Below are 26,826 nucleotides of genomic sequence, written 5' to 3'. Positions count from 1 at the left end.
ATCAGTACGAGCGCGCGACGATCGCGAGGGTACCGGGGGCGTCGTCCGCCACCGGCACCGACCCGTCCTCGGCGATCAGGCAGCGCACGGAGACGGCCTGCTCGGCCAGCTTCGCCTCGCCCTCCGGGCCGAGGTCGGCCCACGGGATGCGCGCCCAGCCACCCGCGATGGCGGCCTCGGCGGCCTCCTCGAGGGTCGCGACGTCCGTCGTACGGGACTCGCGGCGCTCGCGGGACTCGCGCAGCAGCTGCGCCTGGTCCTCGTCCAGCACCTTGGGCAGCAGGTCGAGCAGCTCGGTGATCTGGACCGGCTCCTTGCCGCCCGGGATGCGGCGGGCCAGCATCGCGGTGCCGTTCTCCAGGTCGCGCGGGCCGATCTCGATGCGGACCGGTACGCCCTTGAGCTCCCAGTCCACGGCGCGGCGGCCGAACGGGGTGTCGACGCGGTCGTCGACGTGCACGCGGATGCCGGCGGCCTTGAGCTGGTCGCCCAGCTCGCGGACCTTCGCCACGGCCTCGTCGCCCTTGATCGCCATGACGACGACCTGGATGTGCGCGAGGCGCGGCGGGACGCGCAGGCCGTTGTCGTCGCCGTGGGACATGATCAGGCCGCCGACCATGCGGGTCGAGACGCCCCACGAGGTCTGCCAGACCAGCTCCTGCTTGCCTTCCTTCGACAGGTACTGCGTGTTGAAGGCCTTGGCGAAGTTGGTGCCGAGCTCGTGGCTCGTGCCCATCTGCAGGGCCTTGCCGTCGCCCATCATGCCCTCGAGGGTGAGGGTGTTGATGGCGCCGGCGAAGCGCTCCTTGGCCGTCTTGCGGCCGAGGACCACGTCGATGCCGAGGACGTTCTTCATGAAGTCGCCGTAGACGTCCGTGTGGATCCGGGCGGCGTAGTCGCGGGCTTCCTCGTAGGTGGCGTGGGCCGTGTGGCCCTCCTGCCAGAGGAACTCGCTCGTACGGAGGAACACGCGGGGGCGCATCTCCCAGCGGACCACGTTGGCCCACTGGTTGATCAGCAGGGGCAGGTCGCGGTAGCTCTGGACCCACTTGGAGAAGTAGTCGTTGATGATCGTCTCGGAGGTGGGCCGGACGACGACCGGCTCTTCGAGCTCCTTGCCGCCGCCGTGCGTGACGACGGCGAGCTCGGGGGCGAAGCCCTCGACGTGCTCGGCTTCCTTCGTCAGGTACGACTGCGGGATGAACAGCGGGAAGTAGGCGTTCTGGGCGCCCGCTTCCTTGATGCGCGCGTCCATCTCCTGCTGCATCCGCTCCCACAGCCCGTAGCCGTACGGTCGGATGACCATCGTGCCGCGCACCGGGCCGTTGTCGGCCAGCTCGGCCTTGTTGATCAGATCCTGGTACCAGCGGGGGAAATCCTCCGCCTGCGGGGTGAGAACGGGTGCCTTTGCCATGGCGCGAATGGTACGGCGCCTCGCGCGTCGAGCGTGAATCGGGTGACCCGCTCCTCTGGACGCGGGGGCGAATGGGGAGTTCTCTGGCAACGGGGGCAAGGGGGCGAGACGGAATCAGGAGCGCTCTTTCGATGACACCGACGCCGACGGCGACGCTCGTCGCCCGGGACTGGGCGGAGATCCAGGAACGGATGCTGGTACCGCTGTACGAAGCGGTCTACGACCGGCTGGAGGTCGGGCCGGGCGACCGGCTGCTGGGCCTCGACTGCGGGGCCGGCCTGCCCCTGCTGCTGGCGGCCGGGCGGGGAGCCTCGGCCACGGGCGTGGAGGCGGATCCCGCGCGGCGCGCGCTGGCCCGTGAGCGGCTGCTGGAGGTGCTGGTGGCCCCGCCCGCGGCGCCCCCGGCCGACCGCGCCTACGACGCCCTGCTGGCCTTCTCGCCCACCCCGGCGGCCCTGGCCTCGGCACTGCCCGCGGTACGGCGCGGCGGGGCCGTGGTGCTGGCCGACTGGGGCCCCGCGGAGCGCTGCACGGTGCCGTCGGTCCTGGGCCGCGGGCCCGCGCCGCGGGACCTGGACGCGCTGGTGGAGCGGGCGGGGCTGCGGCCGGACGGGTCGGGGCGGGTGTTCTGCCCGTTCGGGTACGCGGACGTGGACAGTGCCGTACGGGGGCTGCTGTCGACCGGGCTCTACGACGCGGCCGCCGATCCCGCGCTGGCGGAGAAGGAGCTGGCCGAGGCGCTTCACCCGTTCGAGCGGTCCGACGGCGCCGTGTGGCTGCCGAACATCTTCCGGTACGTGATCGCCCGGGTGGCGTAACCGCCCGGGTTCAGTCGGTGCCGTGCGCCTTCGTCAGCCGCGGGATGCCCGCGGCGGCGTAGGCGGCCGGCTCGTCCAGGGTCTCGGCGGCGAGGAGGGCCTCCGCCAGCGCGTCGAGTTTCGTGCGGTTCTCGCGCAGCAGGCGGCAGGCCTCCACGTAGCACTCGTCGACGATCCGGCGCATCTCGTGGTCCACGGCGTCGAGGGTGGCGGGGGCGGCGGACAGGCCGTACGGGCCCCCTCCGTCGGACGGGATGGCGGTGAGCTTTCCGATGCGGTCGCTCATGCCCCAGCGGCCGACCATGCCGCGGACGATGTTGGTGACCTGTTCGAGGTCGTTCTCCGCGCCCGTGGTGATGACGTCGTAGACGACGTGCTCGGCCGCCATGCCGCCCAGCGCTCCGATGATGCGGCCGCGCAGGTACTCCTCGGTGTACGCGTACCGGTCGGCGTCCGGGGTCGAGAGGGTGACGCCGAGGGCGCGGCCGCGGGGGACGATGGTGATCTTGCGGACCGGGTCGGCGCCCGGCTGGAGCATGCCGAGGAGTGCGTGTCCGCTCTCGTGGTAGGCCGTACGGCGGCGCTCCTCCAGCGGCATGACCAAGGACCGCTCCGCGCCGAGCTGGACCTTCTCCAGGGCGTCCGACAGGTCGGACTGGGTGACCTGGTCCTGTCGGCGTTTGACGGCCAGCAGCGCGGCCTCGTTGGCGAGGTTGGCCAGCTCGGCTCCCGTCATGCCGGGGGTGGTACGGGCCACCTGGGCCAGGTCGACGCTCTCGGCGAGCGGGATGTCCCGGGTATGGATGCGCAGGATGGCCTCGCGGCCGCCGCGGTCCGGCGGGGAGACGACCACGGTGCGGTCGAAGCGGCCGGGGCGGGTCAGCGCCGGATCCAGGACGTCCGCGCGGTTGGTGGCGGCGAGGACGACGACGCCTTCCGAGCCGGAGAAACCGTCCATCTCGGTGAGGATCTGGTTCAGGGTCTGTTCGCGTTCGTCATGGCCGCCCATGGCCGCGCCGCCGCCCCGGACCCGCCCGATGGTGTCGATCTCGTCGATGAAGATGATCGCGGGGGCCACCTTGCGCGCCTCGGCGAAGAGTTCCCGCACCCGGGAGGCGCCGACGCCGACGATCATCTCGATGAACTCGGAGGCGGAGGCCGAGAAGAACGGCACCCCGGCCTCGCCCGCGACCGCCCGCGCGAGGAGGGTCTTTCCGGTGCCGGGCGGGCCGGAGAGGAGGACGCCGCCGGGCATCCGGGCGCCCAGCTTCCGGTACTCCTGCGGGTTCTTGAGGAAGTCGACGACGTCGTTGAGCTCCCCCTCCACCTCGTCGATGCCGGCCACGTCCTCGAAGGTGGTGCGCTTGGCGCCCTCCTCCAGCTCCACCGGCTTGGGCGGGGCCTTGCGGCCCAGTCCGCCCAGGCCTCCCATGCCGCCCATACCCGCGCTCATGCGGCGGGCGATGATCACCCACAGGAGGACGAGGAGCAGGATCGGGGCGAGGGAGAGCAGCAAATTGGCCAGGAAGCTGCGCTGCTCGACGACCGGCGAGGCGGTCACGTTCACGTTCTGCTTGGTGAGGTCGGCCCACAGGTCGTCGTCGGCGAAGGCGGGGCGCTGGGTGACGAACTTGGTGTAGTCGCCCTTGTCGCCGTCGGGCGCCGGCTGCTTGGCCTTCAGCTGGCCCTGGATGGCATCGCCCTTGGAGTAGATCTTCGAGACGTTGCCGTTGGCGACCTGCTTGCTGAACTCGGTGTACGAGATCGTCGGCTCGTCGCCTTCGTTGAAGAAGGAGAGCACCAGATTGGTGATCAGGTACACGATCAGGGCGGTGAGGATGAGCCAGCGCCAGCCCGGCATCTTCCTCTTGGGCGGAGGGGTGGGCCGTGCGCCCTCCGAGCGCCAGGGCGTATCGGCCCGGTCGCGGGGCGGTACGGGGGTGGGGCTGGGCACGGGACCTCCTTCTGCCGTCCCCCCGGCCCGACCATAAGGGATAAATCGGGCCATCGCCCCAGCAGGAACGGAAGGGCCCCGGCCGTGCGAACACGACCGGGGCCCACCGTCACGAAGCTCGGCTCCGCACTACTTCATGAACTTCTTGAACTCGTCCGGAAGGTCGAAGTCCTGACCCGCCTGGCCCCCGGTGGGGAGCCCGAAGGGGCTGCCGCCGGGCGCGGGCTCGATCGCCTGCGGGCCCTGCTCGCGGCGGGCCGCTGCCGCGGCCTCCTCTTCCTTGCGCTTCATCGGGTTGCCGCTCTTGCGCTTGCCCTTGGCCTGCTTGACCTGCTTCTTCTGCCGGCCGGGGCCGCCGCCCATCCCGGGGATGCCGGGCATGCCGGGCATGCCGCCGCCCTGGGCCATGCGGGACATCATCTTGCGGGCGTCGAAGAACCGCTCGACGAGCGACTTGACGGCGCTGACCTCGGTGCCGGAGCCCTTGGCGATACGGGCACGGCGCGAGCCGTTGATGATCGTCGGGTCCTGGCGCTCGGCCGGGGTCATCGACTTGATGATCGCGGCGGTGCGGTCCACGTCGCGCTCGTCGATGTTGTTGATCTGGTCCTTGATCTGCCCCATGCCGGGGAGCATGCCGAGCAGCTTGGAGATGGAGCCCATCTTGCGGACCTGCTCCATCTGGGCCAGGAAGTCGTCGAGCGTGAACTCCTTCGGGCCCTTGGCGAGCTTGGCCGCCATCTTCTCGGCCTCGGCCTGCGAGAAGGTCTTCTCGGCCTGCTCGATGAGGGTGAGCATGTCACCCATGTCGAGGATCCGGCCCGCCATGCGGTCCGGGTGGAAGGCGTCGAACTCGTCGAGCTTCTCGCCGTTCGAGGCGAACATGATCTGCTTGCCGGTGACGTGCGCGATGGAGAGCGCGGCACCACCGCGGGCGTCGCCGTCGAGCTTGGAGAGCACGACGCCGTCGAAGCCGACGCCGTCGCGGAAGGCCTCGGCGGTGTTGACCGCGTCCTGACCGATCATCGCGTCGACGACGAACAGGATCTCGTCGGGGCTGACCGCGTCCCGGATGTCGGCGGCCTGCTGCATCATGTCGGCGTCGATGCCGAGGCGGCCGGCGGTGTCGACGATCACGATGTCGTGCTGCTTGGTGCGCGCGTACTCGATGGAGTCCTTGGCCACCTGGACCGGGTCGCCGATGCCGTTGCCGGGCTGGGGACCGTAGAACGCCACGCCGGCGCGGTCGGCGACGACCGAGAGCTGGTTGACGGCGTTGGGGCGCTGGAGGTCGCACGCGACGAGCAGCGGGGTGTGGCCCTGCCCCTTCAGCCAGAGGCCGAGCTTTCCGGCGAGGGTGGTCTTACCGGCACCCTGGAGACCGGCGAGCATGATCACGGTGGGCGCGGTCTTGGCGAAGCGGAGCCGCCGGGTCTCGCCGCCGAGGATCGTGACGAGCTCGTCGTTGACGATCTTCAGGACCTGCTGGCCGGGGTTCAGCGCCTTGCTGACCTCTTCGCCGCGGGCGCGTTCCTTGACGTTCGCGATGAAGGAGCGGACGACCGGGAGGGCGACGTCGGCCTCGAGGAGGGCGATACGGATTTCCCGGGCCGCGGAGTCGATGTCAGCCTCGGACAGCCGGCCTTTGCCGCGCAGGCCCTTGAAGGTATTCGCCAAGCGGTCGGAGAGCGTATCGAACACGGTGGTCGCGATTCCTCGGGTCGGGGGCGGTGTGGTGTCCCCCAGGGTATCGGGCCGTGCCAAGTGGTGGGCCCGGGCGGTCGGAACCGGGGCTCCGCCCCGCACCCCGCGCCTCAAACGCCGGCGTGGCTGGACGTGGCCGGCGCCGCCTGCCCCTGCGGCTCAAAGCCCTGGGGCTCCGCCCCAGACCCCGCTCCTCAAACGCCGGAGGGGCTGGGTTGTCGCCCGGCGAGGCTGGACTGCCCGCAGGGCAATTCCAGCCTCGCCGGCGTTTGAGGCGCGGGCGCGCAGCGCCCGTACGGGGTCCGGGGCGGAGCCCCGGGGAACGGTGGAAGGGCGGGTAGGGGACCGCCCCGCGCAGCGGGTGCCCTGGCCTACACCAGGGCACCCGCCACCAGCTCCGCCAGGGCAGCCGCGTCCACGGGGTCCAGGGGTTTGCCCTCGGGCGTGGTGACGTACAGGGTGTCCACCGCGTTGGCGCCGAGCGTCGAGACGTGCGCGCTGCGGACCCGGACGCCCCGGGACTCGAGGGCTCGCCCGATCCGGTGCAGCAGCCCCACCGCGTCCGGGGCCCGGACCTCCAGGACCGTGGCCAGCGAGGAGACGTCCGCGACGACGGTGACCCGGGGCGGCGGGGGCACCACCCCGCGCCGTCGCGGGTACGCCGCCTCCCGGTCGGCCAGCTTCGCCGGGATGTCGAGCGAGCCGTCCAGCGCGCGGACCAGGTCGGTCCGCAGCCGGGCCGCCTGCGGCAGCGAGCCGTACTCCGCCGCGACCCGCCACCGGAGCACCAGGACCTCGCCCAGCTGGTCCGGGAGCTCCGTGGAGCGCAGGTCCGCCGCCCGGACGGTCAGCCGGTGCAGGGCCAGCACCCCCGCCACCGCCGGGAGGACCCCCGGCTGGTCGGGGACGGCCACCACGAGTTCCACGCCCACCGCGTCCTCCTCGTGGCGTGCGTGCAGCGCCAGCACCGGCTCGCCCGTGCGCAGCGCCTCCACCGCGAGGCGTTCCTGCTCCGTCGTCGGGATCTCGGGCTCCCCCGCCGCCGGGGCCGTGCCGCGCAGGACGGCGGCGACCCGGGCGACGAGGTCCGCCACGAGGGAGCCGCGCCACGCGCTCCACGCGGCCGGCCCGGTGGCGAGGGCGTCCGCCTCCGTGAGGGCGTGCAGTATCTCCAGCGTGCCGACCGACCCGACGGCCTCGGCGACCGTCCGGACGGTCGCCGGGTCGTCCAGGTCGCGCCGGGTCGCGGTGTCGATCAGCAGCAGGTGGTGCCGTACGAGCGTGCCCAGGACGGCGACGTCCCGCTCGTCGAAGCCGACCCGGGCGGCGACGTCGCGGGCGATGGTCTCGCCGGCCACCGAGTGGTCCCCGGGCCAGCCCTTGCCGATGTCGTGCAGGAGGGCGGCCATGAGCAGCAGGTCGGGGCGGCCGACCCGGCGGGTGAGGGCCGAGGCGCGCACGGCCGTCTCGATGAGGTGCCGGTCCACCGTCCAGGTGTGGACGGGGTTGCGCTGGGGGCGGCAGCGCACCCGCTCCCAGTCGGGCAGCAGCCGCGCGATCAGGCCGTCCGCCTCCAGGGCCTCCCAGACGGCCACCGTCGGCTCCCCCGCGCCGAGCAGCGTGACCAGCTGTTCGCGGGCCTCGGCCGGCCACGGCACCGGGAGCGGTTTCGCCTGTACGGCGAGCCGGCGTACGGCGTGGGGCGAGACGGGAAGGCCCGCCTGCGCGGCGGCCGCGGCGAAGCGGAGCGCCAGCACCGGGTCGCGGTCGGGCCGTGCGGCCAGGGCCAGTACGGCCTCGCCGTCCGACTCCACGACCCCGTCGGCGAGCGGCGCCCGCGGGGCCGCCGGGGCGCCCCGGGTGCCGAGCAGTCCGCGGAGCCTGGGGCGGGCGGTGCGCGCGCGGAGCACCCGGCCGACCTCGCGCCAGGTCACGTCGCCGGCGTACGAGACCACGCGCGCGGCCTCGTACACCTCGCGGAGCAGCGCGTCGGCGTCGAGCAGCCCCAGCTGGGCTGCGACCTGGTCCTGTTCCTGGAGGGAGAGCCGGTCGGTGGCGCGGCCGGTGACGAGGTGGAGGGCGTCGCGGGCGTCGAGGAGCCGGCGCCGGGCCTGGGCGAGGCCCTCGCGCGGGGCGTCGGCCAGCCAGGACGCGGCGACGGCCCGCAGCGCGGTGATGTCGCGCAGGCCTCCCCGGGCCTCCTTGAGGTCGGGTTCGAGGAGGAAGCGCAGTTCGCCGGAGCGCTCGGCCCGGTCCCGGCACAGGGAGTGCAGTTGCGGGAGCCGCTTGGCGGCCTGGTTGCGCCAGTCGGCCAGGACGGAGGTGCGCAGGCCGGCGAGGAGGCCGGCGTCGCCCGCGACGGAGCGGGCGTCGAGCAGCCCGAGGTGCACCTTGAGGTCCTCGGCGGCGGTCTTGCGGGCCTCGGCGGGGGTGCGCACCGAGTGGTCGAGGGCGAGGCCGAGGTCCCACACCGGGTACCAGAGGCGGTCGGCGAGCGCGCCCAGCGCGCGCGGTTCGGCCTTGCCGTCGTGCAGCAGCACCAGGTCGAGGTCGCTGCGCGGGGAGAGTTCGGCCCTGCCGTAGCCGCCGACGGCCACCAGGGCGGCGCCGCGTACGCCGGTCTCCCGTACGGCGGTCGCGAACAGGGCGTTCAGCCATTCGTCGGTCAGCCCGGCCAGCGCGGAACGCCGCGAAGGCCCGGACCGCGACTCCTCCTGGAGGAGTCGCAGCCGGGCCGCGGCGTATCCGCTGGGTCCCGAGTCGGCCGTGTGGTCCGTGGATTCTTCGACGCTCGTCACCCGGGATCTCCCGTCACCTAGAGGGCGTCAGCGCCGCGCTCGCCGGTGCGGACCCGTACGACCGAGTCCACGGGGACGCTCCACACCTTGCCGTCGCCGATCTTGCCGGTGGAGGCGGCGCTGACGATGACGTCGATCAGCTGCTCGGCGTCGTCGTCGGCGACCAGCACCTCGATGCGGATCTTGGGGACGAGGTCGACCTGGTACTCGGCGCCGCGGTAGACCTCGGTGTGGCCGCGCTGGCGGCCGTAGCCGCTGGCCTCGGTGACCGTGAGGCCCTGCACTCCGAAGGTCTGGAGGGCTTCCTTGATCTCGTCCAGCTTGTGGGGCTTGACGATCGCGGTGATCAGCTTCATGCGTCGACCTTCTTGCTCGCGGCGGAGTGGCTCGGGACAGCGGCGGTGTTGCGCGAGGCCGCGCCGCCGCCGGCTCCGCTGAAGTCGTAGGCGGTCTCGGCGTGTTCGACCTGGTCGATGCCGGCGACCTCGTCGTCCTCTGTGACCCGCATCCCGATCGTCTTGTCGAGGAGGAAGGCGAGCAGCGCGGACGCCACCAGAGAGTAGGCGAGGACGGAGAAGACTCCGATGGCCTGCTTGCCGAGCTGTTCCAGGCCGCCTCCGTAGAAGAGGCCGGCCACGTCGGACTGGACCCCGCCGGTGGCGAAGAGGCCGACGAGGAGCGAGCCGACGACACCGCCGACGAGGTGGACGCCGACCACGTCGAGGGAGTCGTCGTAGCCGAACTTGTACTTGAGGCCCACGGCCATGGCGCAGAGCAGACCGGCGATGGCGCCGATGGCGATCGCGCCGAGCGGGGAGCAGGAGCCGCCGGAGGGGGTGATGGCGACGAGGCCGGCGACCGCGCCGGAGGCGGCGCCGAGGGTGGTGAAGGAGCCGTGGCGCAGCTTCTCGTAGCCGAGCCAGGCGAGCATGGCGGCGGCGGTGGCGACCTGGGTGTTGACGAACATGACCGCGCCCACGCCGTCGTCGTTGCCGAGCCAGGAGCCGGCGTTGAAGCCGAACCAGCCGAACCAGAGGAGACCTGCGCCGAGCATGACGAGCGGGAGGCTGTGCGGGCGCATCGGGTCCTTCTTGAAGCCGACGCGCTTGCCGATGACCAGGATCACGCCGAGGGCGGCGGCGCCGGCGTTGATGTGGACGGCGGTGCCGCCGGCGAAGTCGATGACGCCCATCTCGAAGAGCCAGCCGCCGGCGCCCCACACCCAGTGGGCGACGGGGAAGTAGACGACCGTGACCCACAGGGCGGTGAACAGGGCCCAGGCGCTGAACTTCACGCGGTCGGCGAGGGCGCCGCTGATCAGGGCGGGGGTGATCACGGCGAACATCAGCTGGAAGACGGCGAAGACGTAGACCGGGATGGTGTACCCGTCCCACAGCTCGGTGATCCCGATGCCGCTGAGGCCGACGTAGTCGGAGTTCCAGCCGATGAGGGAGCCGGAGTCGGTGCCGAAGGCGAGGCTGAAGCCGTAGAGGACCCAGAGGATCGTGACGATCCCGAGGCTGATGAAGCTCATCATCAGCATGTTGAGGCTGCTCTTGACGCGGACCATGCCTCCGTAGAAGAAGGCGAGTCCCGGGGTCATCAGCATGACCAGGGCGGAGCAGATGAGCATGAACCCGGTGTTCGCGGCAGACAGCGTCGGGGCGTCTGCCGCGAGGGTCGTGATGGCTGATGCCATCGGCGTCTCCTCGTCGTCGGTACGTTCGCGTGCGGGCGATCGTGAAAACCTGAGCGGCGGCGTGTAAGAACTGGCCGGTTATTGGCCATGAGATTCGCGCAGGCCGGTTTCCGGCGGCGCCGCTCGGTGTTTCGTGCCGATGACGAAGCGGTCGGACGTGTTACGCGTCCATGAACGAGTGGTTCCTGCAACCCGACCGCGGCAGTACCCGGATGTCCTGGCTGGGGGAGCCTGATCGGGCTTCACGGGGTGACTGCCGCGGCCGGGGCCTTGGGGGCGGCCGCTCGGGCCGTCAGACGGCCTCCGCGGCTTCGGGGAGGCGCGAGGCGAGGTGGTCGGTGAGCCGGACGATCTCGGCGACGTCGCCGTACTCACGGGCGGCGGTGTCGACGGTCTTGCGCAGCCGGGTGTTCACCCGTTCGGACCGCACCTTTCCCGCCACGTCCAGGGCCCGGTCGACGAGGACGGCGGCCTGTTCGGGCTCGCGCTGGAGCAGGTGCACGGTGGCCATGCCGATGAGGTTGAGGGCGTAGGAGCGCTGGTGCTCCTGGTCCTTCTCGAAGAGTTCGACGGCCCGTTCCATGACGGGTTCGGCGAGGGAGGCGTACATGGGGCTGCGGCCGGCGACGTAGGCCAGGTCGCGGTACGAGTGGGAGTTCTCGCCGTTCAGTTCGGCTTCGGAGAAGAAGCGGATCCAGTCGGGCTCGGGCTCGCCCGCGAAGCCGACGTCGCCGAAGGTGTCCTCGGCCATCCGCACGGCCCGCTTGCAGCGGCTGGGCTGGCCCATGTTGGCGTAGGCGCGGGCTTCCATCGCATACAGCATGGCCTGGGTGCGCGGGCCGGCGCAGTCGCGGCTGCCGTACTGGGCGAGGTGGATGAGTTCCAGGGCGTCCTCGGGGCGGCCCAGGTGGATCATCTGGCGGCTCATGCCGGAGAGGATGTACGAGCCCAGCGGCTTGTCCCCGGCCTCCTTGGCGGCGTGCAGCGCGAGGACGAAGTACTTCTGGGCGGTGGGGTGCAGGCCGATGTCGTAGCTCATCCAGCCGGCCAGTTCGGCGAGTTCCGCGGCGACCTTGAAGAGCCGCCGCATGACGGGCGCCGGGTGGTTCTCCTGGAGCAGGTCGGTGACCTCGTGGAGCTGGCCGACGACGGCCTTGCGGCGCAGTCCGCCACCGCACTGGGCGTCCCACTGGCGGAACATGACGGTGGTGGCGTCGAGCAGGTCGAGTTCCGGGTCGGAGAGCCGGGGCGGCCGGTGGCCGCCGAGCGCGCCCGACGGCCCCGCCTCGCGCGGTCCCGGGTCGGCGGCCGGTACCGGGACGAGCCAGCGCTGCATGGGCTCGATCAGGGCGGGGCCGGCGGAGAGGGCGAGCGAGGTCCCGAGGAAGCCGCGGCGGGCCAGCATGAGGTCGCTGCGGGAGAACTCGCCGAGCAGTTCGACGGTCTGCGGGCCGGCCCAGGGCAGGTCGACCCCGGAGACGGACGGGGTCTGGTGGGCGGTGCGCAGGCCGAGCTGCTCGATGGCGACGACGGAGCCGAAGCGCTCGGAGAACAGCTCGGAGAGGATGCGCGGGACGGGCTCGCGGGGCTGTTCGCCGTCGAGCCAGCGGCGCACGCGGGAGGTGTCCGTGCTGATGTGGTGGGCGCCCATCTGGCGGGCCCGGCGGTTGACCTGGCGGGCGAGTTCGCCCTTGGACCAGCCGCTGCGGACGAACCACGAAGTCAGCTGTTCGTTGCGCGCGGCAGCGTCGTCCATCGTTCCGCTTGCGCCGTTGCCGCTCACTGGAACGCCCCCATCCGCATCGCCTCTTCCACACGAAACCCTGGCCGTGGCGCCCGGCGCCATCACGGACCTTCACAGGTCCTCCACACATTGCCTCCGGCATACCCACGGACGGGCCCGCCTTCGGGGTTCGTGCACTGAAAGTAATCCTACGATCACCCCTCCGGCGAGGTCGATTCCAGAAACGCCACCATTCGCCACCCCTTCGAATGAACTCGCCACCGGCCAGGCGCGATTCACTTGACACCGAGGTGAAAACGGATCGGTTGGGCTGGGGTGCGCCCGGGGCGCGCGCGGCGAGGAGTGCGCCGGGCGGCGACGGGCCGCACGCCGCGGCATCGGCCGGCGGAGCGTCCGCAGCAGGTCCCACCGGTCTCGTAACCACCGGCGCGTCCGACCCGTTGGAGGGGGCATGGGCATGGGCTTCACGATCGGCGGCAGCCGCGGCACCAAGGAGTTCCGTTCGGGCACCCGGCGCCGCGGCCGGACCTCGGAGTGCACGGCGGTGGCGGAGTACACCGGACTGTGGGGCTGGGACGTGGTTCCCGGCGCGCGGGCCGCGGCGCCCGCCCGCGACTGCTCCTGCGGGGACGCGCGGTGCGCGGCTCCCGGGGCGCACCCCCTGCCCTTCGCGCCCACCGTCAAGGCCGGGGCCACCCTGGACGAGGTCACCGAGGCCTGGAGCGAGTATCCGGGCGCGGCGGTACTGCTCCCGGTGGGCCGCGCCTTCGACGTGATCGAGGTCGCCGAGGAGGCCGGGCGGCGCGCGCTGGTGCGGCTGGAGCGGATGGGCCTGCCGCTGGGCCCGGTGGTGGCGACCCCGGACGGCCGGGCCCAGTTCTTCGTGGCGCCCGGCGCCGCGGCCGAGCTGCCGCAGCTGCTGTACCGGATGGGCTGGGACGACGCCGACCTCGACCTGCGGGCCCTGGGCGAGGGGGCCTTCGTGACGGTCCCGCCCTCCGACCGGTCCGGGCTCGGGCAGGTGGGCTGGCTGCGGTCGCCCGCGCTGGACAACGCCGGGGGCCCGCCGCAGGCCCGGCTGCTGCTGGGCACCCTCGCCTACATCTGCCACCGCTTCCGCGGGTAGCCCCCTCAACGGCACTGCCCCCGGGTTCCGAGCGGAACACGGGGGCAGTGGTGTGCGTACGGGCTGCGCTCAGTCGCCGATCAGGGCGTCGACGAACGCCTCCGGCTCGAACGGGGCCAGGTCGTCCGCGCCCTCGCCGAGGCCGACGAGCTTGACCGGGACGCCCAGCTCGCGCTGGACGGCGACGACGATGCCGCCCTTGGCGGTGCCGTCGAGCTTGGTCAGCACGATGCCGGTGATGTCCACGACCTCGGCGAAGACCCGGGCCTGGGTCAGCCCGTTCTGGCCGGTGGTGGCGTCCAGGACCAGCAGGACCTCGTCCAGCGGGCCGTGCTTCTCCACGACGCGCTTGACCTTGCCGAGCTCGTCCATGAGGCCGGTCTTGGTGTGCAGCCGACCGGCGGTGTCGATGAGCACCACGTCGGCGCCCTCGGCGATGCCCTCCTTGACCGCGTCGTAGGCGATCGAGGCCGGGTCGCCGCCCTCGGGACCGCGCACGGTACGGGCGCCGACCCGGTCGCCCCAGGTCTGGAGCTGGTCGGCGGCGGCCGCGCGGAAGGTGTCGGCCGCGCCGAGCACCACGCTGCGGCCATCGGCGACGAGCACCCGGGCGAGCTTGCCGGTGGTGGTGGTCTTGCCGGTGCCGTTGACGCCGACGACCATGATCACGCCGGGGGTGTCCTCGCCGCTCTCCGTCTTGACGGCGCGGTCGAAGTCGGTGCCGACCAGGGTCAGCAGTTCCTCCTTGAGCAGGGCGCGCAGGTCCGCCGGGGTGCGGGTGCCGAGCACCTTGACGCGCTCGCGGAGCCGGTCGACGAGCTCCTGGGTCGGAACGACACCGACGTCGGCGACGAGCAGGGTCTCCTCGATCTCCTCCCAGGTGTCCTCGTCGAGGTGCTCCCGCGAGAGCAGCGTGAGCAGGCCCTTGCCGAGGGAGTTCTGCGACCGGGCGAGCCGGGCGCGCAGCCGGACCAGACGGCCGGCGGTGGGCTCGGGCACCTCGATCGCGGGCGCGGCCGGGGCCTCCGGCTCCGCGACGGGCACCTCGACGGGCACCTCGACGGGAGCCTCCGCCTCGGGGAGGACGACCTCCTCGATGGTGCGGCGCGGCTCTTCCGCCGTCTCTACGGCGTCCTCCCCCACCTGCGGTTCCGCGGGAGGGGCAGTGATGGTCGGCGTGCTCGACGGTGCCGTGGGGGGCAGCTGCTTCTTCTTGCGGCTGCTGACCACGAGCCCGCTGATTGCGCCGACCGCGACCAGGGCGATGACTACAGCAAGGATGAGGATGTCCATAACCCAACCAGTATCGGCCACGGGCGGCCGGACCCTCGGACCTTGGGCGTTCACACGAGGACGTAAGTCTCTATTTGTGGTTTTAGCGGTAAATCTACGATGATGAGCGACTCCCCCACACCCCTCCCCCCACGGAGTAGCGCATGCCTGCCGAAGAGACCGCGGTCGAGACCCGCGGCCTGGAGCCCGTCCCCGACAGCGAGCGCCGCGGCAAGGTCCGCGAGCTCGTCCCCACCTGGGTCGCCGCCAACATCAGCGTGCTGCTGCTGACCATGGGCGCGGGGCTGGTGATCTTCAACAAGCTGAACATCTGGCAGGTGCTCGTCGTCGCGGTCGCCGCACCCGTCGTCTCGTACGGGATCGTCGGGCTGATATCCATCGCCGGAAAGCGCGGCGGCGCCCCGGGCATGGCCCTGTCACGGGCGGTGTTCGGGCAGCGCGGCAACCTCTTCCCCGGTGCGCTGATCTGGGTGGCCCGGTGGGGCTGGGAGACCATCAACGCGGTCAGCGGGGCCTACGCCGTCCTGACCGTGCTCGACCTGCTCTTCGGCATCAAGAGCAGCACCACCCTCATCGTCGTCACGCTGCTCTTCTTCGTGGGCTGCACCTTCGTGGTCTCGGGCCTCGGCATCAACGCGCTGCGCGTCTGCTCGAAGTGGTCCACGTACCTCTTCGGGGCCTTCAGCGTGCTCGTCCTCGGGTACCTGGTCGTCACCACCGACTGGTCCGCCGTCTTCGGGAAGCCCGCGGGCTCGACGGCGATGATGATCGCAGGCATCGGCACCATCGCGGCCGGCGGCATCAGCTGGGTCCCGTCCGGCCCGGACTTCACCCGCTACCTGCCGCGCACGGCCTCCTCCAAGGCCATGGTGGGCGCGACGATCGGCGGCGCCGGCGTCGTCGTCCTGCCGATGGTGCTGATGGGCGCGGTCATGGCCGTCGGCACCCCGGACCTGGCCACCGCGCAGGACCCGGTCTCCTTCATCGGCGCGCTGCTGCCGACCTGGATCGCGGTCCCGTACCTGCTCGTCGCGCTCGTCGGCATGCTGCTGATCAACTCGATGTCCATGTACTCGGCCGGCTTCACCGCGCAGACCCTCGGCATCAAGGTCCCGCGCGCCTGGGCGGTCAGCGTCAACGCCGTCATCAGCCTGGTCTTCGGCTTCCTCCTGATGGTGGTCGCGACCAGCTTCTTCGGCTCCTTCATCTCCTTCCTGACGCTGCTGGCCGTGGCCTTCTCCGCCTGGATCGGCGTCTTCGGCGTCGACATGCTGCGCCGCAAGAGCTACGACGGGCCCGCCCTGCTGGACACCACGCCGAGCAGCGCCTACTGGTACAAGGGCGGTTTCGCCTGGCAGGCGGTGACCGCGTGGGCCGTCGCCCTGGCCGTGGGGCTGCTGTTCACCGCGGTGGACTGGTTCAGCGGGCCGCTGGCCGGCACCTGGATCGGGCAGAACGGCCTCGGCTGGGCGGTCGGCATCCTGACCTCGGGCGCGCTGTACGCCGTACTGCCGCGCACCCCCGCCCCGGCCGCGCCGGCTCCCGCCGGGGAGCGGGAGCTCGCCGGATCCCTGTCCAACTGACGCCACGTCAGATAACGTCCCCCTTCGCCGGCCCACCCACCTCCGGCGAAGGGGGACTTCTCCATGCCCATCACCGTGGCCCGCTTCAATCTCGTCGACCCGAACGGCACCCCCGAGTCCCTCTCCGCCCGCTACAAGGCGGCCCTGGAGATGGCCCGGTACGCGGACGACCGCGGGATCGACACCATCCAGACCGAGGAGCACCACGGCACCGGCAACAACTGGCTGCCCTCCCCCTTCGCCTTCGCCGGCGCGGTGTTCGGCGCCACCCGCCGGATCGCCGTCACCGTCTCGGCGATCATCGGCCCGCTGTACGACCCGCTGAAGGTGGCCGAGGACATCGCCGTGCTGGACCTGCTGAGCGGCGGCCGGCTGGTCACCGTCGCCGGGATCGGCTACCGGCCCGAGGAGTACGAGCAGCACGGCGTGGAGTGGGGCCGGCGCGGGAGGCTCCAGGACGAGCTGCTGGAGACCCTGCTGAAGGCGTGGACCGGCGAGCCGTTCGAGTTCCGGGGCCGCACGGTGCGGGTCACCCCGCGGCCGTTCACGCAGCCGCACCCGATGCTGCTGGTCGGCGGGAGCTCAGAGGCCGCGGCCCGGCGCGCGGCCCGGCTGGGGCTGCCGTTCTTCCCCAGCGCGCACCTGCCGGAGCTGGAGGCGTACTACAACGCGAAGCTGGCGGAGTACGGCACGGAGGGCTTCTGCATGATGCCGGCGGCCGAGACCCCGCTGCTGCACATCGCCGAGGACCCGGACCGCGCCTGGGCCGAATACGGCGGGCACTTCCTCCACGAGGCCGGGATGTACGCCTCCTGGCAGTCCAAGGACATCCGCAGCGCCGTACGGTCGGCCGCGCGCTCGGTGGCGGAGCTGCGGGCGGAGGGGGTGTACCGGATCCTCACCCCGGACGAGGCCGTCGCGTACGCCCGGGGCGCCGGCGAGGCCGGGAACCTGGTCCTGCACCCGCTGTGCGGCGGCATGCCCGTCGACGAGGGCTGGCGCAGCCTGCACCTGCTGTGCGAACAGGTACTGCCCCGGCTCAAGGACTGAGCCGGGGCAGCATCGAGGAGAGGGGGCGTTGGCGGGGGATGGTTACCCCATCTCCTCCAGCGCCTTGCCCTTGGTCTCCGGCACCCATTCGAGGATGAAGGGGATCGAGAGCAGGGCGAAGCCGGTGTAGATCATGTAAGCGCCGGACAGGTTCCAGTCCGAGAGCGTCGGGAACGAGACGGTGATGACCCAGTTGGCGATCCACTGGGCGGCCGCCGCGACACCGAGGGCCGCGGCCCGGATGTGGCCCGGGAACATCTCACCGAGGAGCACCCAGACCACCACGCCCCAGGACAGGGCGAAGAAGAGGACGAAGCAGTTGGCGGCGACCAGGGCCACGATGCCCTGCGCGTGCGGCAGGGAGATGTCGTCGCCGGTACCGGACTTGTACGAGAACGCCCAGGCGGCCAGGCCCAGCGAGATCGCCATGCCGACCGAGCCGATGAGGGCCAGGGGCTTGCGGCCGATGCGGTCCACGAGCGTCATCGCGATCACCGTGCCGACGATGTTCACCACGGAGGTCTCGAAGGAGTACAGGAACGAGGCGCTCGGGTCGATGCCGACGGACTGCCACAGCAGGGAGCTGTAGTAGAAGATCACGTTGATGCCGACGAGCTGCTGGAACACGGACAGGCCGATGCCGATCCAGACGATCGGCAGGAAGCCGAAGCGGCCGCCGAGCAGGTCCTTGAAGGTGGACTTGTGCTCGGACCGCATGGTGTGTTCGATCTCGGCGATGCGCCCGTCGAGGTCGACGCCCTTGCCCTCCACCTCGGCGAGCACCTTGCGGGCCTCGGCGTTGCGGCCGACGGAGACGAGGAAGCGCGGGGATTCGGGGATGACGAAGGACAGCAGCCCGTAGACGACGGCCGGGACGACCATCACCCCGAGCATCCACTGCCAGGCCTCCAGGCCGCCGATCTCGCCCCGCTGGTCTCCGCCGGCGAGGTTGAGGATGCCCCAGTTGACGAGCTGGGAGACGGCGATGCCGATGACGATCGCGGCCTGCTGGAAGGAGGCGAGCCGGCCGCGGTAGGCGGGCGGGGAGACCTCGGCGATGTAGGCGGGGCCGATGACGGAGGCCATGCCGATGCCGAAGCCGCCGATCACGCGCCACATGGCGAGGTCCCAGAGGGCGAAGGGCAGGGCAGAACCGATCGCACTCGCGGTGAAGAGGACGGCGGCGATCTGCATGCAGCGGATGCGGCCGATCCGGTCGGCGATCCGGCCGGCGGTGGCGGCGCCGATCGCGCAGCCGATCAGCGCCGCGGCGATCACCTGGGCGAGCGCCTCGGAGCCGACGTCGAAGCGGTCCCGGATGGCGACGACGGCGCCGTTGATGACGGAGCTGTCGTAGCCGAAGAGGAAGCCGCCCATCGCCGCGGCGGCGGCGATGAAGATGACGCGGCCGAGGTGTTCGGGCCGCGGCGCGGCCGATCCGCCCGACGCCGATTCCTGCGCTGTGCTGGTCAAAGTGCGCTCCGTGGGGTTTTTGTCCGTTCTCCTAGTGGCGCACAGTTCAAGATCGGGCACCACCCGAAGGCGGAAGACAGCGGAGCGAGCTTATGTGTTCATTTTCTGAAGTCAATACCGGACTTAGAGAGATCGCAGCGGCAGACTTTGGGCAAGTGACTTCAGTTCTTGAAGTGAGTGGCTGTCAGCGGAGCCGTTGACTGATGACCTTGGAGACCCCGTCGCCCTGCATGGAGACGCCGTAGAGCGCGTCGGCGACCTCCATCGTCCGCTTCTGATGGGTGATCACGATCAGCTGCGAGCTCTCCTGGAGCTCCTCCATGATCCGGATCAGCCGCTGCAGGTTGGTGTCGTCGAGCGCCGCCTCGACCTCGTCCATCACGTAGAACGGGCTGGGCCGCGCCTTGAAGATGGAGACCAGCAGGGCGACGGCCGTCAGCGAACGCTCGCCGCCCGAGAGCAGTGACAGCCGCTTGACCTTCTTGCCCGGCGGCCGGGCCTCCACGTCGACCCCGGTGGCCAGCATGTTGTCGGGATCGGTGAGGACCAGCCGGCCCTCGCCGCCGGGGAACAGCCGTGAGAACACGCCCTCGAACTCCCGGGCCGTGTCGTGGTAGGCCTCGGTGAAGACCTGCTCGACCCGCGCGTCGACCTCCTTCACCACTTGAAGGAGATCGGCCCTGGTCTTACGAAGATCCTCGAGCTGGGTGCTGAGGAACTGGTGCCGCTCCTCCAGCGCTGCGAACTCCTCCAGGGCGAGCGGGTTGACCTTGCCGAGCTGCTGGTACGCGCGCTCGGCGGCCTTGAGCCGCTTCTCCTGCTGGGCGCGGACGAAGGGGCCGGGCCGGTTGCGGGGGTGCTCAGGATCCTCGGGCAGCTCCTCGCCGTCGGCGGGCGGGGACGGGGGCACCGGCTGCTGCGGGCCGTACTCGGCGACGAGCCCGGCGGTCTCGATGCCGAACTCCTCCAGCGCCCTGCCCTCCAGAGCCTCGATGCGCAGCCGCTTCTCGGCGCCGAGCACCTCCCCGCGGTGCACCGAGTCGGTGAGCTTGTCGAGCTCGCCCTTGAGGTCGCGGCCGTGGTTGCGGGCGTCGGCCAGCTCGCGCTCCCGCAGGCCCTTGGCGTGTTCGGCCGCGGTGCGCTCCTCCTCGGCGCGACCCAGCGACACCTCCAGGTGCGCGAGCAGCTGCCGGGAGCCGTCGGCGACGGCCCGGGCCACCCGGGCCTCGTACGCGAGGCGGGCGCGGCGGCGCTCGGCCCGCGCGCGGGCCTCGTCCTCGGCCCTGGCCGCCCGGTCGAGCGAATCGGCCCGTCCGGCCAGCCCCTTGACCCGTTCCTCATGGGTCCTGAGCTGGAGCCGGGCCTCCATCTCGGTCTGCCGGGCGTTGGCCCCGTCGGCGGCCAGCCGGTCCCGCCGGGAGGTGTCCGGCTCGTCTTCTACGGGGATCTCCTCGGCCGTGGCCAGCCGCTCGGCACACTCCTCCACCTCGGCCAGCGCCTGCTCCAGCGCGTCCTGTGCCTTGGCGGCGGCGGTGGTGGCGCGCTCGGCTTCGCCGGCGGCCCCCTTCGCCTGCCCGGCGAGCCGCCCGAGCTGCTGCGCGACCCCGGCGCGGGCCTGTTCGGCGGCCCGCCGGCGCTGGGCGAGCTCCTCGACCAGGGCGGACGCGTCGTGGCGGCGCGCCTGGGCGGCCTCCCTCGCCGCGGCGAGCTCCTGGCACCGCCCGTCCAGCCGGGCCAGCTCGCCCGCCGCCTCGTCGACGGCGGCCTGCACCTCGATCAGGGTGGGCGCGCCGGCGGAGCCGCCGTGTGCGAGGTGCGCGCCGAGCACGTCCCCGTCGGCGGTCACGGCCACCGCGTCGGGCCGTGCGGCGACGAGCGCCTCGGCCTCCTCCAGCGTGCCGACCACGAAGTGGTCCCGCAGCACCCACCCGACGGCCCGCCGCACCTCGGCGTCCCCGCGGATCAGTTCGGCGGCGGGCACCGCCACGGGGGCCGAACCGGCCTCGCCCGCGGCTTCGATGCCGGGGCTCCGCCCCAGACCCCGCGCCTCAGACGCCGGCGAGGCTGAAATACCCAGCCCCGCCGGCGTTTGAGGCGCGGGTCCGGGCAGAGCCCGGTTCCGGGAAGGGGCGGGGTGGGGGAAAGCTCCCCCGGGCCCGGCCGAAACCCGGTCGGGGTTCGAGCCCTGGCCCGGGAGGGCGGCCCCGGCAGCCGCGCCCCCGCCCGGGAGGGCAACCGGCGGGGTGATCAGCAGGGTCGCGCGGCCCGCGTCCGCCTCGCGCAGGTGCCGGAGGGCCTCGGCCGCCGCCCCGGGGGAGGCCACCGCGAGCGCGTCCGCCGCCGAGCCCAGCGCAGCGGCCACCGCGGCTTCGTGCCCCGGGGCCACCGAGAGCCGCTCGGCGACCGGTCCCAGCAGCCCGGCCAGCCGTTCGCGGGCCGCGAGCAGTGCCCCCGTACCGTCCTTGCGCCGCAGCCCCAGCGCCAGCGCGTCACGCCGCGCCGACACCGCCGCACGCGAGCGCTCCGCCTCGGACAGCGCGTCCCGCGCCGCCGACAGCGCCGCTTCCGCGGCCGCCAGCTCCGCCCGGGCCGCCTCGTGCTCGGCATCCAGCGAGGGTTCGTCGAGCCCGCCGACCTCCTCCTCCAGGGCCTCGTACTCCGCCTGCGCGGCCCCGGCCCGGCGTTCCGCCTCGTCGCGCGCCGCGACCAGCCGGTCGATCTCGGCCTGCGCCGCCCCCGCCCGGGAGCGGGCGGCGCCGAGCCGGCCCGTCAGCCGGGCCAGCCCCTCGCGCCGGTCGGCGATGGCCCGCGCCGCGTCCCGCAGCCGCCGCTCCTCCTCGGCCAGGGCCCGTTCCAGCTCTGCCCGGTGCTCGGCGGTGTCCTCCAGGGCCCGCGAGGCCGCTTCCAGAGCCGCCGTCAGTTCCGCCTCCTGCTCGCGGATCCGCGCGGCCTCCCGCCGCATGTCCTCCGGGTCGCGGCCGCGCCGCTCCTCCTCGGCCGGAGCCGTGGCGCTCTTGACGCGCGCGTCGGCCAGGGAGGCGGTGCCCCGTACCCGCTCGGCCAGTTGGGACAGCTCGTACCAGGTCTGCTGGGCCCGCTGGAGCCGCGGGGCCAGCTGCCGCACCGCCGCCTCCAGTTCGGCCTCCCGGCGCAGCGCGTCCGCGAGCTGCGCCTCGGCGGCCTCCTTGCGCTCCTTCAGCGCCGCCTCGTCCGCAAGCTCCTCGTCGAGCGCCCGGCGCAGCGTGACCAGGTCGTCGGCGAGCAGCCGCAGCCGCGCGTCGCGCAGGTCGGCCTGGATCACGGCCGCCCGCCGGGCCACGGCCGCCTGCCGCCCCAGCGGCTTCAGCTGGCGCCGCAGCTCGTCGCCCAGGTCCTGGACGCGCGCGAGGTTGGCCTGCATCGCGTCCAGCTTCCGCAGCGCCTTCTCTTTCCGCTTGCGGTGCTTGAGGACGCCGGCCGCCTCCTCGATGAAGGCGCGGCGCCCCATGGGGTCGGCGTGCAGGACGGAGTCCAGCTGGCCCTGCCCGACGATGACGTGCATCTCGCGGCCGATGCCGGAGTCGGAGAGCAGCTCCTGGATGTCGAGCAGGCGGCAGGTGTCGCCGTTGATCTGGTACTCGCTGCTGCCGCCGCGGAACATGATCCGGGTGATGGTGACTTCGGCGTAGTCGATGGGCAGCGCGCCGTCGGAGTTGTCGATGGTCAGCGACACCTCGGCGCGCCCGAGCGGCGGCCGGCCGGTGGTCCCGGCGAAGATGACGTCTTCCATCTTCCCGCCGCGCAGGGATTTGGCCCCTTGTTCGCCCATGACCCAGGACAGCGCGTCCACCACATTGGACTTGCCCGAGCCGTTGGGGCCCACGACGCACGTGATGCCGGGCTCGAAGCGCAAGGTCGTGGCGGATGCAAAGGATTTGAAGCCACGCAGGGTCAGGGACTTGAGGTGCACGCCGCCGGACTCTACCTTTCGCGTTCGGTTTCACCCATGAAGGTGCAGGGCACAACTGACGTTAAAGGAATTTCCGGCACCCCTGCCCAGCCCGATGTCGATGTGAAAGAAAGAAGGGACGCCGGAGCGTCCCTTGCAGATCATGCGGGGCTGGAGTCGAGCGACGAGTAGCGCGGATCAGGTGAGCGCAGGCTCCGCCTGGGGTACGTCGATGTCGATGCGGTCCAGCAGCGAATCTCCGTCGTGCTGGGCGGCGGCCGCGTTCAGCGCGTCATTTTCGGACTGAATCCGTACGAGCTCGGACTCGAGGTCCTGGACGCGCTGCTGAAGCCGTCGCATCTCGGCGAGGAGTCGCGGGTCGGAACCGCCGACGTAACCGAGAAGCGCCTTTGCCATGATGGATGGTCCTCCACACTGAGTGACCGACCGAAGCGGTGTGGGTCGTGAGGGAATCGCACCCGCGGATGTCCGACAGCGACCGACAGTCACTGCACATTTTCTCTTGCTAGCACTGCGTACTGCCAACACTGCCAAACAGCTCAGGTGCGCGGGGCTTCCAGCGTCTCACCAAAAAGTTTGACGGTCAACACGATCACGCCCCGTATCGGCGGGCAGCCCGGCGCCCGCAAGGGGCGTGGAGATCATCCTCGTATCCGAGCCTTCCACGGATCGCCGGCGTCGGCAACGTCTCGCCGATGAACGTGCAGTTCCGACCGTATGCAGTCACTCCACGGCGGTGATCAGTACATGATCAGTCGATCGGTCAACGGATCGCGAAGCCGTCGTAGCCACCGCGCGGTGTGCCCCAGATCTCTGTCACTCCGTCCACCCTCCCGGGCGTGTCGGAGGAACGCAGCCAGTCGAGCAGCCGGTGGCAATTCTCACGTTGACCCTCGGCCACCACCTGCACTCGCCCGTCGTCGAGGTTGAGCGCGAAGCCGACGACCCCGCCGATCCCCAGAGCGTTCTCCCTGGTGAACCAGCGGAAGCCCACTCCCTGTACACGGCCGCGCACCCAGGCGGTCAGACGGACATCTTCATTCATGCGTGAACGCTAACGGGGCAAACAATTTCGGGGCACACCGCCCCCCTGTCCCCATGGCGTACAGTCGCGCACCAATGAACTCACCCGTTCGGGTGAGCAAAGCACGATCTTGATCGTATGAGGAAGGCACGAGGCCGATGGGACGCCACCGACTCCCCGCCGCACCGCGCCCCGGCGGCGCCCGCCGCACCGCCCTGCGCACCGGCCTGCTGGGTGTCTCGGTGGCCGTGGCCCTCGGTACGGCGGCCGTCACCACCGGCATGGTGCCGGTCGGCGGCTCCTTCCCCTACGTGGGTGTCAGCGCCTCCGGCGACGCGGGCGAGCCCCGGGCCAAGGCCGCGTCTCCCTCTCCGAGCCCCGACAGCCTGACGCAGCCGCTGGGCGGCCTCGCCAACCTGTCCGGCCGTACCCCGCAGAGCCCGGCCCCCACCCCCGCCGGCACCCCTTCGGCGTCCCCCTCACCGAGCCCGTCGCCGAGCCCCTCGACGAGCCCCGCGACGACCCCCTCCGCGCCCCCGTCGCCGAGCGCCTCCGCGAGCAGTTCGCCCTCCCCCAAGCCGGTCCCCTCGACCAAGGCCCCGCAGAAGAGCACCGCCCCGGCACCGGCCATCCCGACGCCCGACGACGGGCACTCCGCCGAGGAGGCGGCCGTGGTGGCCCTGGTGAACCAGGAGCGCGCCATGGCGGGATGCGGTCCGGTGCGGGCGAACCCGCCGCTCGCGGCACTGGCGGGGGCCTTCAGCAAGGACATGGCCACCCGCGGCTTCTTCGGCCACACCGACCCAGACGGCAACAGCCCCTGGGACCGCGCGGCCAAGGCCGGCCTCTCGGGCCTCGGCGGCGAGAACATAGCCCGCGGCCAGGGCGACGCCGAGGCCGTGATGAAGGCCTGGATGAACAGCCCGGGCCACAAGGCGAACATCCTGAACTGCGAGTTCCGCACCCTGGGCGTCGGCGCGCACCTCGCGGCCGGCGGCCCCTGGTGGACCCAGGACTTCGGCTTTTAGGAGCCGGTCCTACAGCGCGGCGAGGGCCGCGCGGCCCGCCACCACGACGCGGGCGTGCTCCGCGACACGGCGGCCCAGGTGCTCGGCGGTGGCGATGTCGGACTTGTGCACGGCGTCCGCGCCCTCGTCGCTGTTGGACTGGGCGGCCGCGCCGGAGAAGAAGCCCAGGCGGTTGAGGTCGTTCTCGGAGGCCGTGCTGGAGTTCCAGCCCGGCTTCAGGCCCAGGCTGACCCAGCTCATGCCGTGCTGCGAGGCCAGCGTCTGGAAGAACTGCAGGGTGTGCAGCTTGTCGCCGCTCTTGGAACCGGAGTTCGTGAAGCCGGCGGCCAGCTTGTCCTGCCAGGCGTCGCCGAACCAGCGCTTCGAGGTGGCCTCGGCGAAGACGTGGAAGGCGCCGGAGGCGGTGCCCATGTAGGTCGGCGAGCCGAAGACGATCGCGTCGGACCCGTCGAGCAGCTCCCACTGGGCGTCGTCGATCTCGTCGACCTTGACCAGGTGGACGGTGGCCCCGGCCTCGGCGGCGCCGTTGCGCACGGCCTCGGCCACGACCGCGGTGTGGCCGTAACCCGAGTGGTAGGCGATGGAGACGACAGGGGCGTGCGTGATACCGGACAAGGTGATCTCTCCCTCGGGAAGCGCGTTCGCCGCTCCACGAGGCGTGGTGCGACAAGAACGAGAAAACCACTAACTTTTTGAAAGCGCAACCCATTAGTTAGCGCTACCCAGGAGTACGCTGTTTCTCATGGACACACCCGCCATCCCCACCGAGGTCGCCGGAGCCGAACTACCGTTCGACGTCTTCGCGCGCACCTGCCCGTCCCGGGAAACCCTGGAACACGTCACCGGTCGCTGGGGCAGTCTGATCCTGGGCGCCCTGCGCGAGGGCCCGTGCCGCTTCAACGAGCTGCGCCGACGGGTGGAGGGCGTGAGCGAGAAGATGCTCTCCCAGACCCTGCACGCGCTGGAGCGCGACGGCGTCGTCCACCGCGAGGCGCAGCCGACCAACCCGCCGCGCGTGGACTACGAACTGACCCCGCTCGGCATCGAGGTCGCGGACCGGCTGCTCGCCCTCATCCACCTCCTGGAGGGGAAGATGCCGCAGGTGCTGTCCGCCCGGCAGTCCTACGACGAGACGCGCGGCGGCCGCTGACAGCGCGGGCAGAAGTAGCTCGACCGGTTCATCCACGGCCGGCGCCGCATCGGCGTACCGCAGCGGCGGCAGGGCTCGTCCTCGCGCCCGTAGGCGTCGAGCGAGCGGTCGAAGTACCCCGACTCGCCGTTCACGTTGACGTACAGGCTGTCGAAGCTGGTGCCGCCGACCGCGAGGGCGGCGTTCATGACGTCCCGGACGTGGCCGAGGAGTTCCGCGCTGCGGAGGCGCGTGAGGTTCGCGGTGGGGCGCTCGTAGTGCAGCTTCGAGCGCCACAGCGCCTCGTCGGCGTAGATGTTGCCGACCCCGCTGATCAGGGACTGGTCCAGCAGCGCCCGCTTCACGGTGGTCCGCTTGGCGCGCAGCGCCAGGTGGTAGGCGCCCTCGTCGAACAGCGGGTCCAGGGGGTCCCGGGCGATGTGCGCGATCACGTCGGGCAGCCCGTCGGGCGTGTTCTCGTGCAGGGACAGCCCGCCGAAGGTCCGCTGGTCGACGAAGCGCAGCTCCGTCCCCCGGCCGTCGTCGAACCGCAGCCGGATGCGCAGGTGCTTCTCGTCGGGGGCGTCCTGCGGCTGCACGAGCAGCTGCCCGCTCATCCCGAGGTGCCCGAGCACCGACTGGTGGCCGCCCTCCAGGGGCAGCCACAGGTACTTGCCGCGCCGCTGCGGCACCCCGATGGTCTCCCCGCGCAGCCGCGCCGCGAAGTCGGCCCCGCCGCCGGGGTGCCGGCGTACGGCACGCGGGTGGAGGACCTCGACGGCCTCCACGGTCCGCCCGGCGACCCAGCGCTCCAGCCCCCGGCGGACGACTTCGACCTCGGGCAGCTCGGGCACGGTGTTCCTCCGGAGGGGTGGGTCGGATCTGGCTCTCCCTGTGAGCGTACCGACGTCCCTGCGGGGCTTGTCCCCTACCCGCCCTTCCTCCCGTTCCCCGGGCTCCGCCCGGACCCTCCCCGGACCCCCTGCCTCAAAGGCGGCTGATGGCGGAAAACAGCCCGCCCCGCCACCTGCACAGCAGGG

At 72.0% G+C, this 26,826-nt stretch carries 20 protein-coding genes; 6 read left to right on the top strand and 14 right to left on the bottom strand.

Features of this window, described 5'->3' with window-relative positions; translation table 11 throughout:
- Position 1 precedes the first annotated feature (1 nt).
- Positions 2 to 1,414, bottom strand: a complete 1,413-nt coding sequence (gene proS / locus AB0O21_RS05135; RefSeq protein ID WP_365166317.1) for a proline--tRNA ligase — start codon at positions 1,412 to 1,414, stop codon at positions 2 to 4.
- Between the two features lie 131 nt (positions 1,415 to 1,545).
- Here proS and AB0O21_RS05130 point away from each other — a divergent pair, with 131 nt between their 5' ends.
- Positions 1,546 to 2,232 (top strand): methyltransferase type 11, encoded by a 687-nt coding sequence (locus tag AB0O21_RS05130; RefSeq protein WP_365166314.1) that lies wholly within the window; start codon positions 1,546 to 1,548, stop codon positions 2,230 to 2,232.
- A 10-nt stretch (positions 2,233 to 2,242) separates the two neighbouring features.
- On the opposite strand, the gene ftsH is transcribed toward AB0O21_RS05130, so the two are convergent.
- From ftsH to AB0O21_RS05100, 6 genes are all read right to left on the bottom strand, one after another.
- Positions 2,243 to 4,093, bottom strand: a complete 1,851-nt coding sequence (gene ftsH, locus AB0O21_RS05125; RefSeq protein ID WP_365166415.1) for an ATP-dependent zinc metalloprotease FtsH — start codon at positions 4,091 to 4,093, stop codon at positions 2,243 to 2,245.
- Positions 4,094 to 4,315: 222 nt separating this feature from the next.
- Positions 4,316 to 5,887 (bottom strand): signal recognition particle protein, encoded by a 1,572-nt coding sequence (ffh, locus tag AB0O21_RS05120; RefSeq protein ID WP_365166312.1) that lies wholly within the window; start codon positions 5,885 to 5,887, stop codon positions 4,316 to 4,318.
- Between the two features lie 374 nt (positions 5,888 to 6,261).
- Entirely contained in the window at positions 6,262 to 8,688 is a 2,427-nt protein-coding gene (locus AB0O21_RS05115) for a [protein-PII] uridylyltransferase (RefSeq protein ID WP_365166310.1), read from the bottom strand.
- A gap of 17 nt (positions 8,689 to 8,705) precedes the next feature.
- Positions 8,706 to 9,044, bottom strand: coding sequence for a P-II family nitrogen regulator (locus AB0O21_RS05110; protein WP_365166307.1), 339 nt, complete (start codon positions 9,042 to 9,044; stop codon positions 8,706 to 8,708).
- A complete protein-coding gene (locus AB0O21_RS05105; protein WP_365166305.1) occupies positions 9,041 to 10,387 on the bottom strand; it encodes an ammonium transporter in 1,347 nt (448 codons plus the stop codon). Before AB0O21_RS05105 ends, AB0O21_RS05110 begins: the two co-directional genes overlap by 4 nt.
- A 292-nt stretch (positions 10,388 to 10,679) precedes the next feature.
- Positions 10,680 to 12,143, bottom strand: coding sequence for a hypothetical protein (locus AB0O21_RS05100; RefSeq protein ID WP_365166303.1), 1,464 nt, complete (start codon positions 12,141 to 12,143; stop codon positions 10,680 to 10,682).
- Between the two features lie 445 nt (positions 12,144 to 12,588).
- On the opposite strand from AB0O21_RS05100, the gene AB0O21_RS05095 reads away from it, so the two are divergent.
- Positions 12,589 to 13,257, top strand: coding sequence for a bifunctional DNA primase/polymerase (locus AB0O21_RS05095; protein ID WP_365166301.1), 669 nt, complete (start codon positions 12,589 to 12,591; stop codon positions 13,255 to 13,257).
- Between the two features lie 69 nt (positions 13,258 to 13,326).
- Here AB0O21_RS05095 and ftsY read toward each other — a convergent pair whose 3' ends face one another.
- Entirely contained in the window at positions 13,327 to 14,550 is a 1,224-nt protein-coding gene (ftsY, locus tag AB0O21_RS05090) for a signal recognition particle-docking protein FtsY (RefSeq protein WP_365166298.1), read from the bottom strand.
- A 143-nt stretch (positions 14,551 to 14,693) separates the two neighbouring features.
- Between ftsY and AB0O21_RS05085 the strand changes: the two genes are divergently transcribed.
- The gene (locus tag AB0O21_RS05085; RefSeq protein ID WP_365166296.1) at positions 14,694 to 16,133 is read left to right on the top strand and encodes a cytosine permease; all 1,440 of its coding nucleotides are present in this window, start codon (positions 14,694 to 14,696) and stop codon (positions 16,131 to 16,133) included.
- A gap of 63 nt (positions 16,134 to 16,196) precedes the next feature.
- Complete coding sequence (locus AB0O21_RS05080; protein WP_365166293.1) at positions 16,197 to 17,183, top strand: LLM class flavin-dependent oxidoreductase; 987 nt, start codon at positions 16,197 to 16,199, stop codon at positions 17,181 to 17,183.
- A 42-nt stretch (positions 17,184 to 17,225) separates the two neighbouring features.
- Here AB0O21_RS05080 and AB0O21_RS05075 read toward each other — a convergent pair whose 3' ends face one another.
- The 4 genes from AB0O21_RS05075 to AB0O21_RS05060 all read right to left on the bottom strand — a co-directional run bounded on the left by AB0O21_RS05075 (position 17,226) and on the right by AB0O21_RS05060 (position 23,650).
- Entirely contained in the window at positions 17,226 to 18,656 is a 1,431-nt protein-coding gene (locus AB0O21_RS05075; protein ID WP_365166291.1) for a sugar porter family MFS transporter, read from the bottom strand.
- A gap of 184 nt (positions 18,657 to 18,840) precedes the next feature.
- Positions 18,841 to 22,605 (bottom strand): AAA family ATPase, encoded by a 3,765-nt coding sequence (locus tag AB0O21_RS05070; protein ID WP_365166288.1) that lies wholly within the window; start codon positions 22,603 to 22,605, stop codon positions 18,841 to 18,843.
- A gap of 177 nt (positions 22,606 to 22,782) precedes the next feature.
- Complete coding sequence (locus tag AB0O21_RS05065) at positions 22,783 to 23,001, bottom strand: hypothetical protein (RefSeq protein ID WP_030708500.1); 219 nt, start codon at positions 22,999 to 23,001, stop codon at positions 22,783 to 22,785.
- A 367-nt stretch (positions 23,002 to 23,368) separates the two neighbouring features.
- The gene (locus AB0O21_RS05060) at positions 23,369 to 23,650 is read right to left on the bottom strand and encodes an acylphosphatase (RefSeq protein WP_365166285.1); all 282 of its coding nucleotides are present in this window, start codon (positions 23,648 to 23,650) and stop codon (positions 23,369 to 23,371) included.
- A gap of 137 nt (positions 23,651 to 23,787) precedes the next feature.
- Between AB0O21_RS05060 and AB0O21_RS05055 the strand changes: the two genes are divergently transcribed.
- Positions 23,788 to 24,657, top strand: a complete 870-nt coding sequence (locus AB0O21_RS05055; RefSeq protein WP_365166283.1) for a CAP domain-containing protein — start codon at positions 23,788 to 23,790, stop codon at positions 24,655 to 24,657.
- A gap of 9 nt (positions 24,658 to 24,666) precedes the next feature.
- Here the strand turns inward: AB0O21_RS05055 and AB0O21_RS05050 are convergent, their stop codons facing one another.
- On the bottom strand, positions 24,667 to 25,272 hold the full coding sequence (locus AB0O21_RS05050; RefSeq protein ID WP_365166281.1) for a flavodoxin family protein: 606 nt from the start codon (positions 25,270 to 25,272) through the stop codon (positions 24,667 to 24,669).
- A gap of 127 nt (positions 25,273 to 25,399) precedes the next feature.
- On the opposite strand from AB0O21_RS05050, the gene AB0O21_RS05045 reads away from it, so the two are divergent.
- A complete protein-coding gene (locus tag AB0O21_RS05045) occupies positions 25,400 to 25,807 on the top strand; it encodes a helix-turn-helix domain-containing protein (protein WP_365166279.1) in 408 nt (135 codons plus the stop codon).
- Here the strand turns inward: AB0O21_RS05045 and mutM are convergent.
- Positions 25,780 to 26,640, bottom strand: a complete 861-nt coding sequence (gene mutM, locus AB0O21_RS05040; protein WP_365166277.1) for a bifunctional DNA-formamidopyrimidine glycosylase/DNA-(apurinic or apyrimidinic site) lyase — start codon at positions 26,638 to 26,640, stop codon at positions 25,780 to 25,782. The two genes, AB0O21_RS05045 and mutM, sit on opposite strands and share 28 nt — an antisense overlap.
- Positions 26,641 to 26,826 lie beyond the last annotated feature (186 nt).

The sequence above is a fragment of the Streptomyces sp. NPDC091371 genome, assembly GCF_040684275.1.
Lineage (GTDB): Bacteria > Actinomycetota > Actinomycetes > Streptomycetales > Streptomycetaceae > Streptomyces.
The sequence above is the reverse complement of the archived record's forward strand: the minus strand, read 5'-3'. Positions and strand labels throughout refer to the sequence as shown.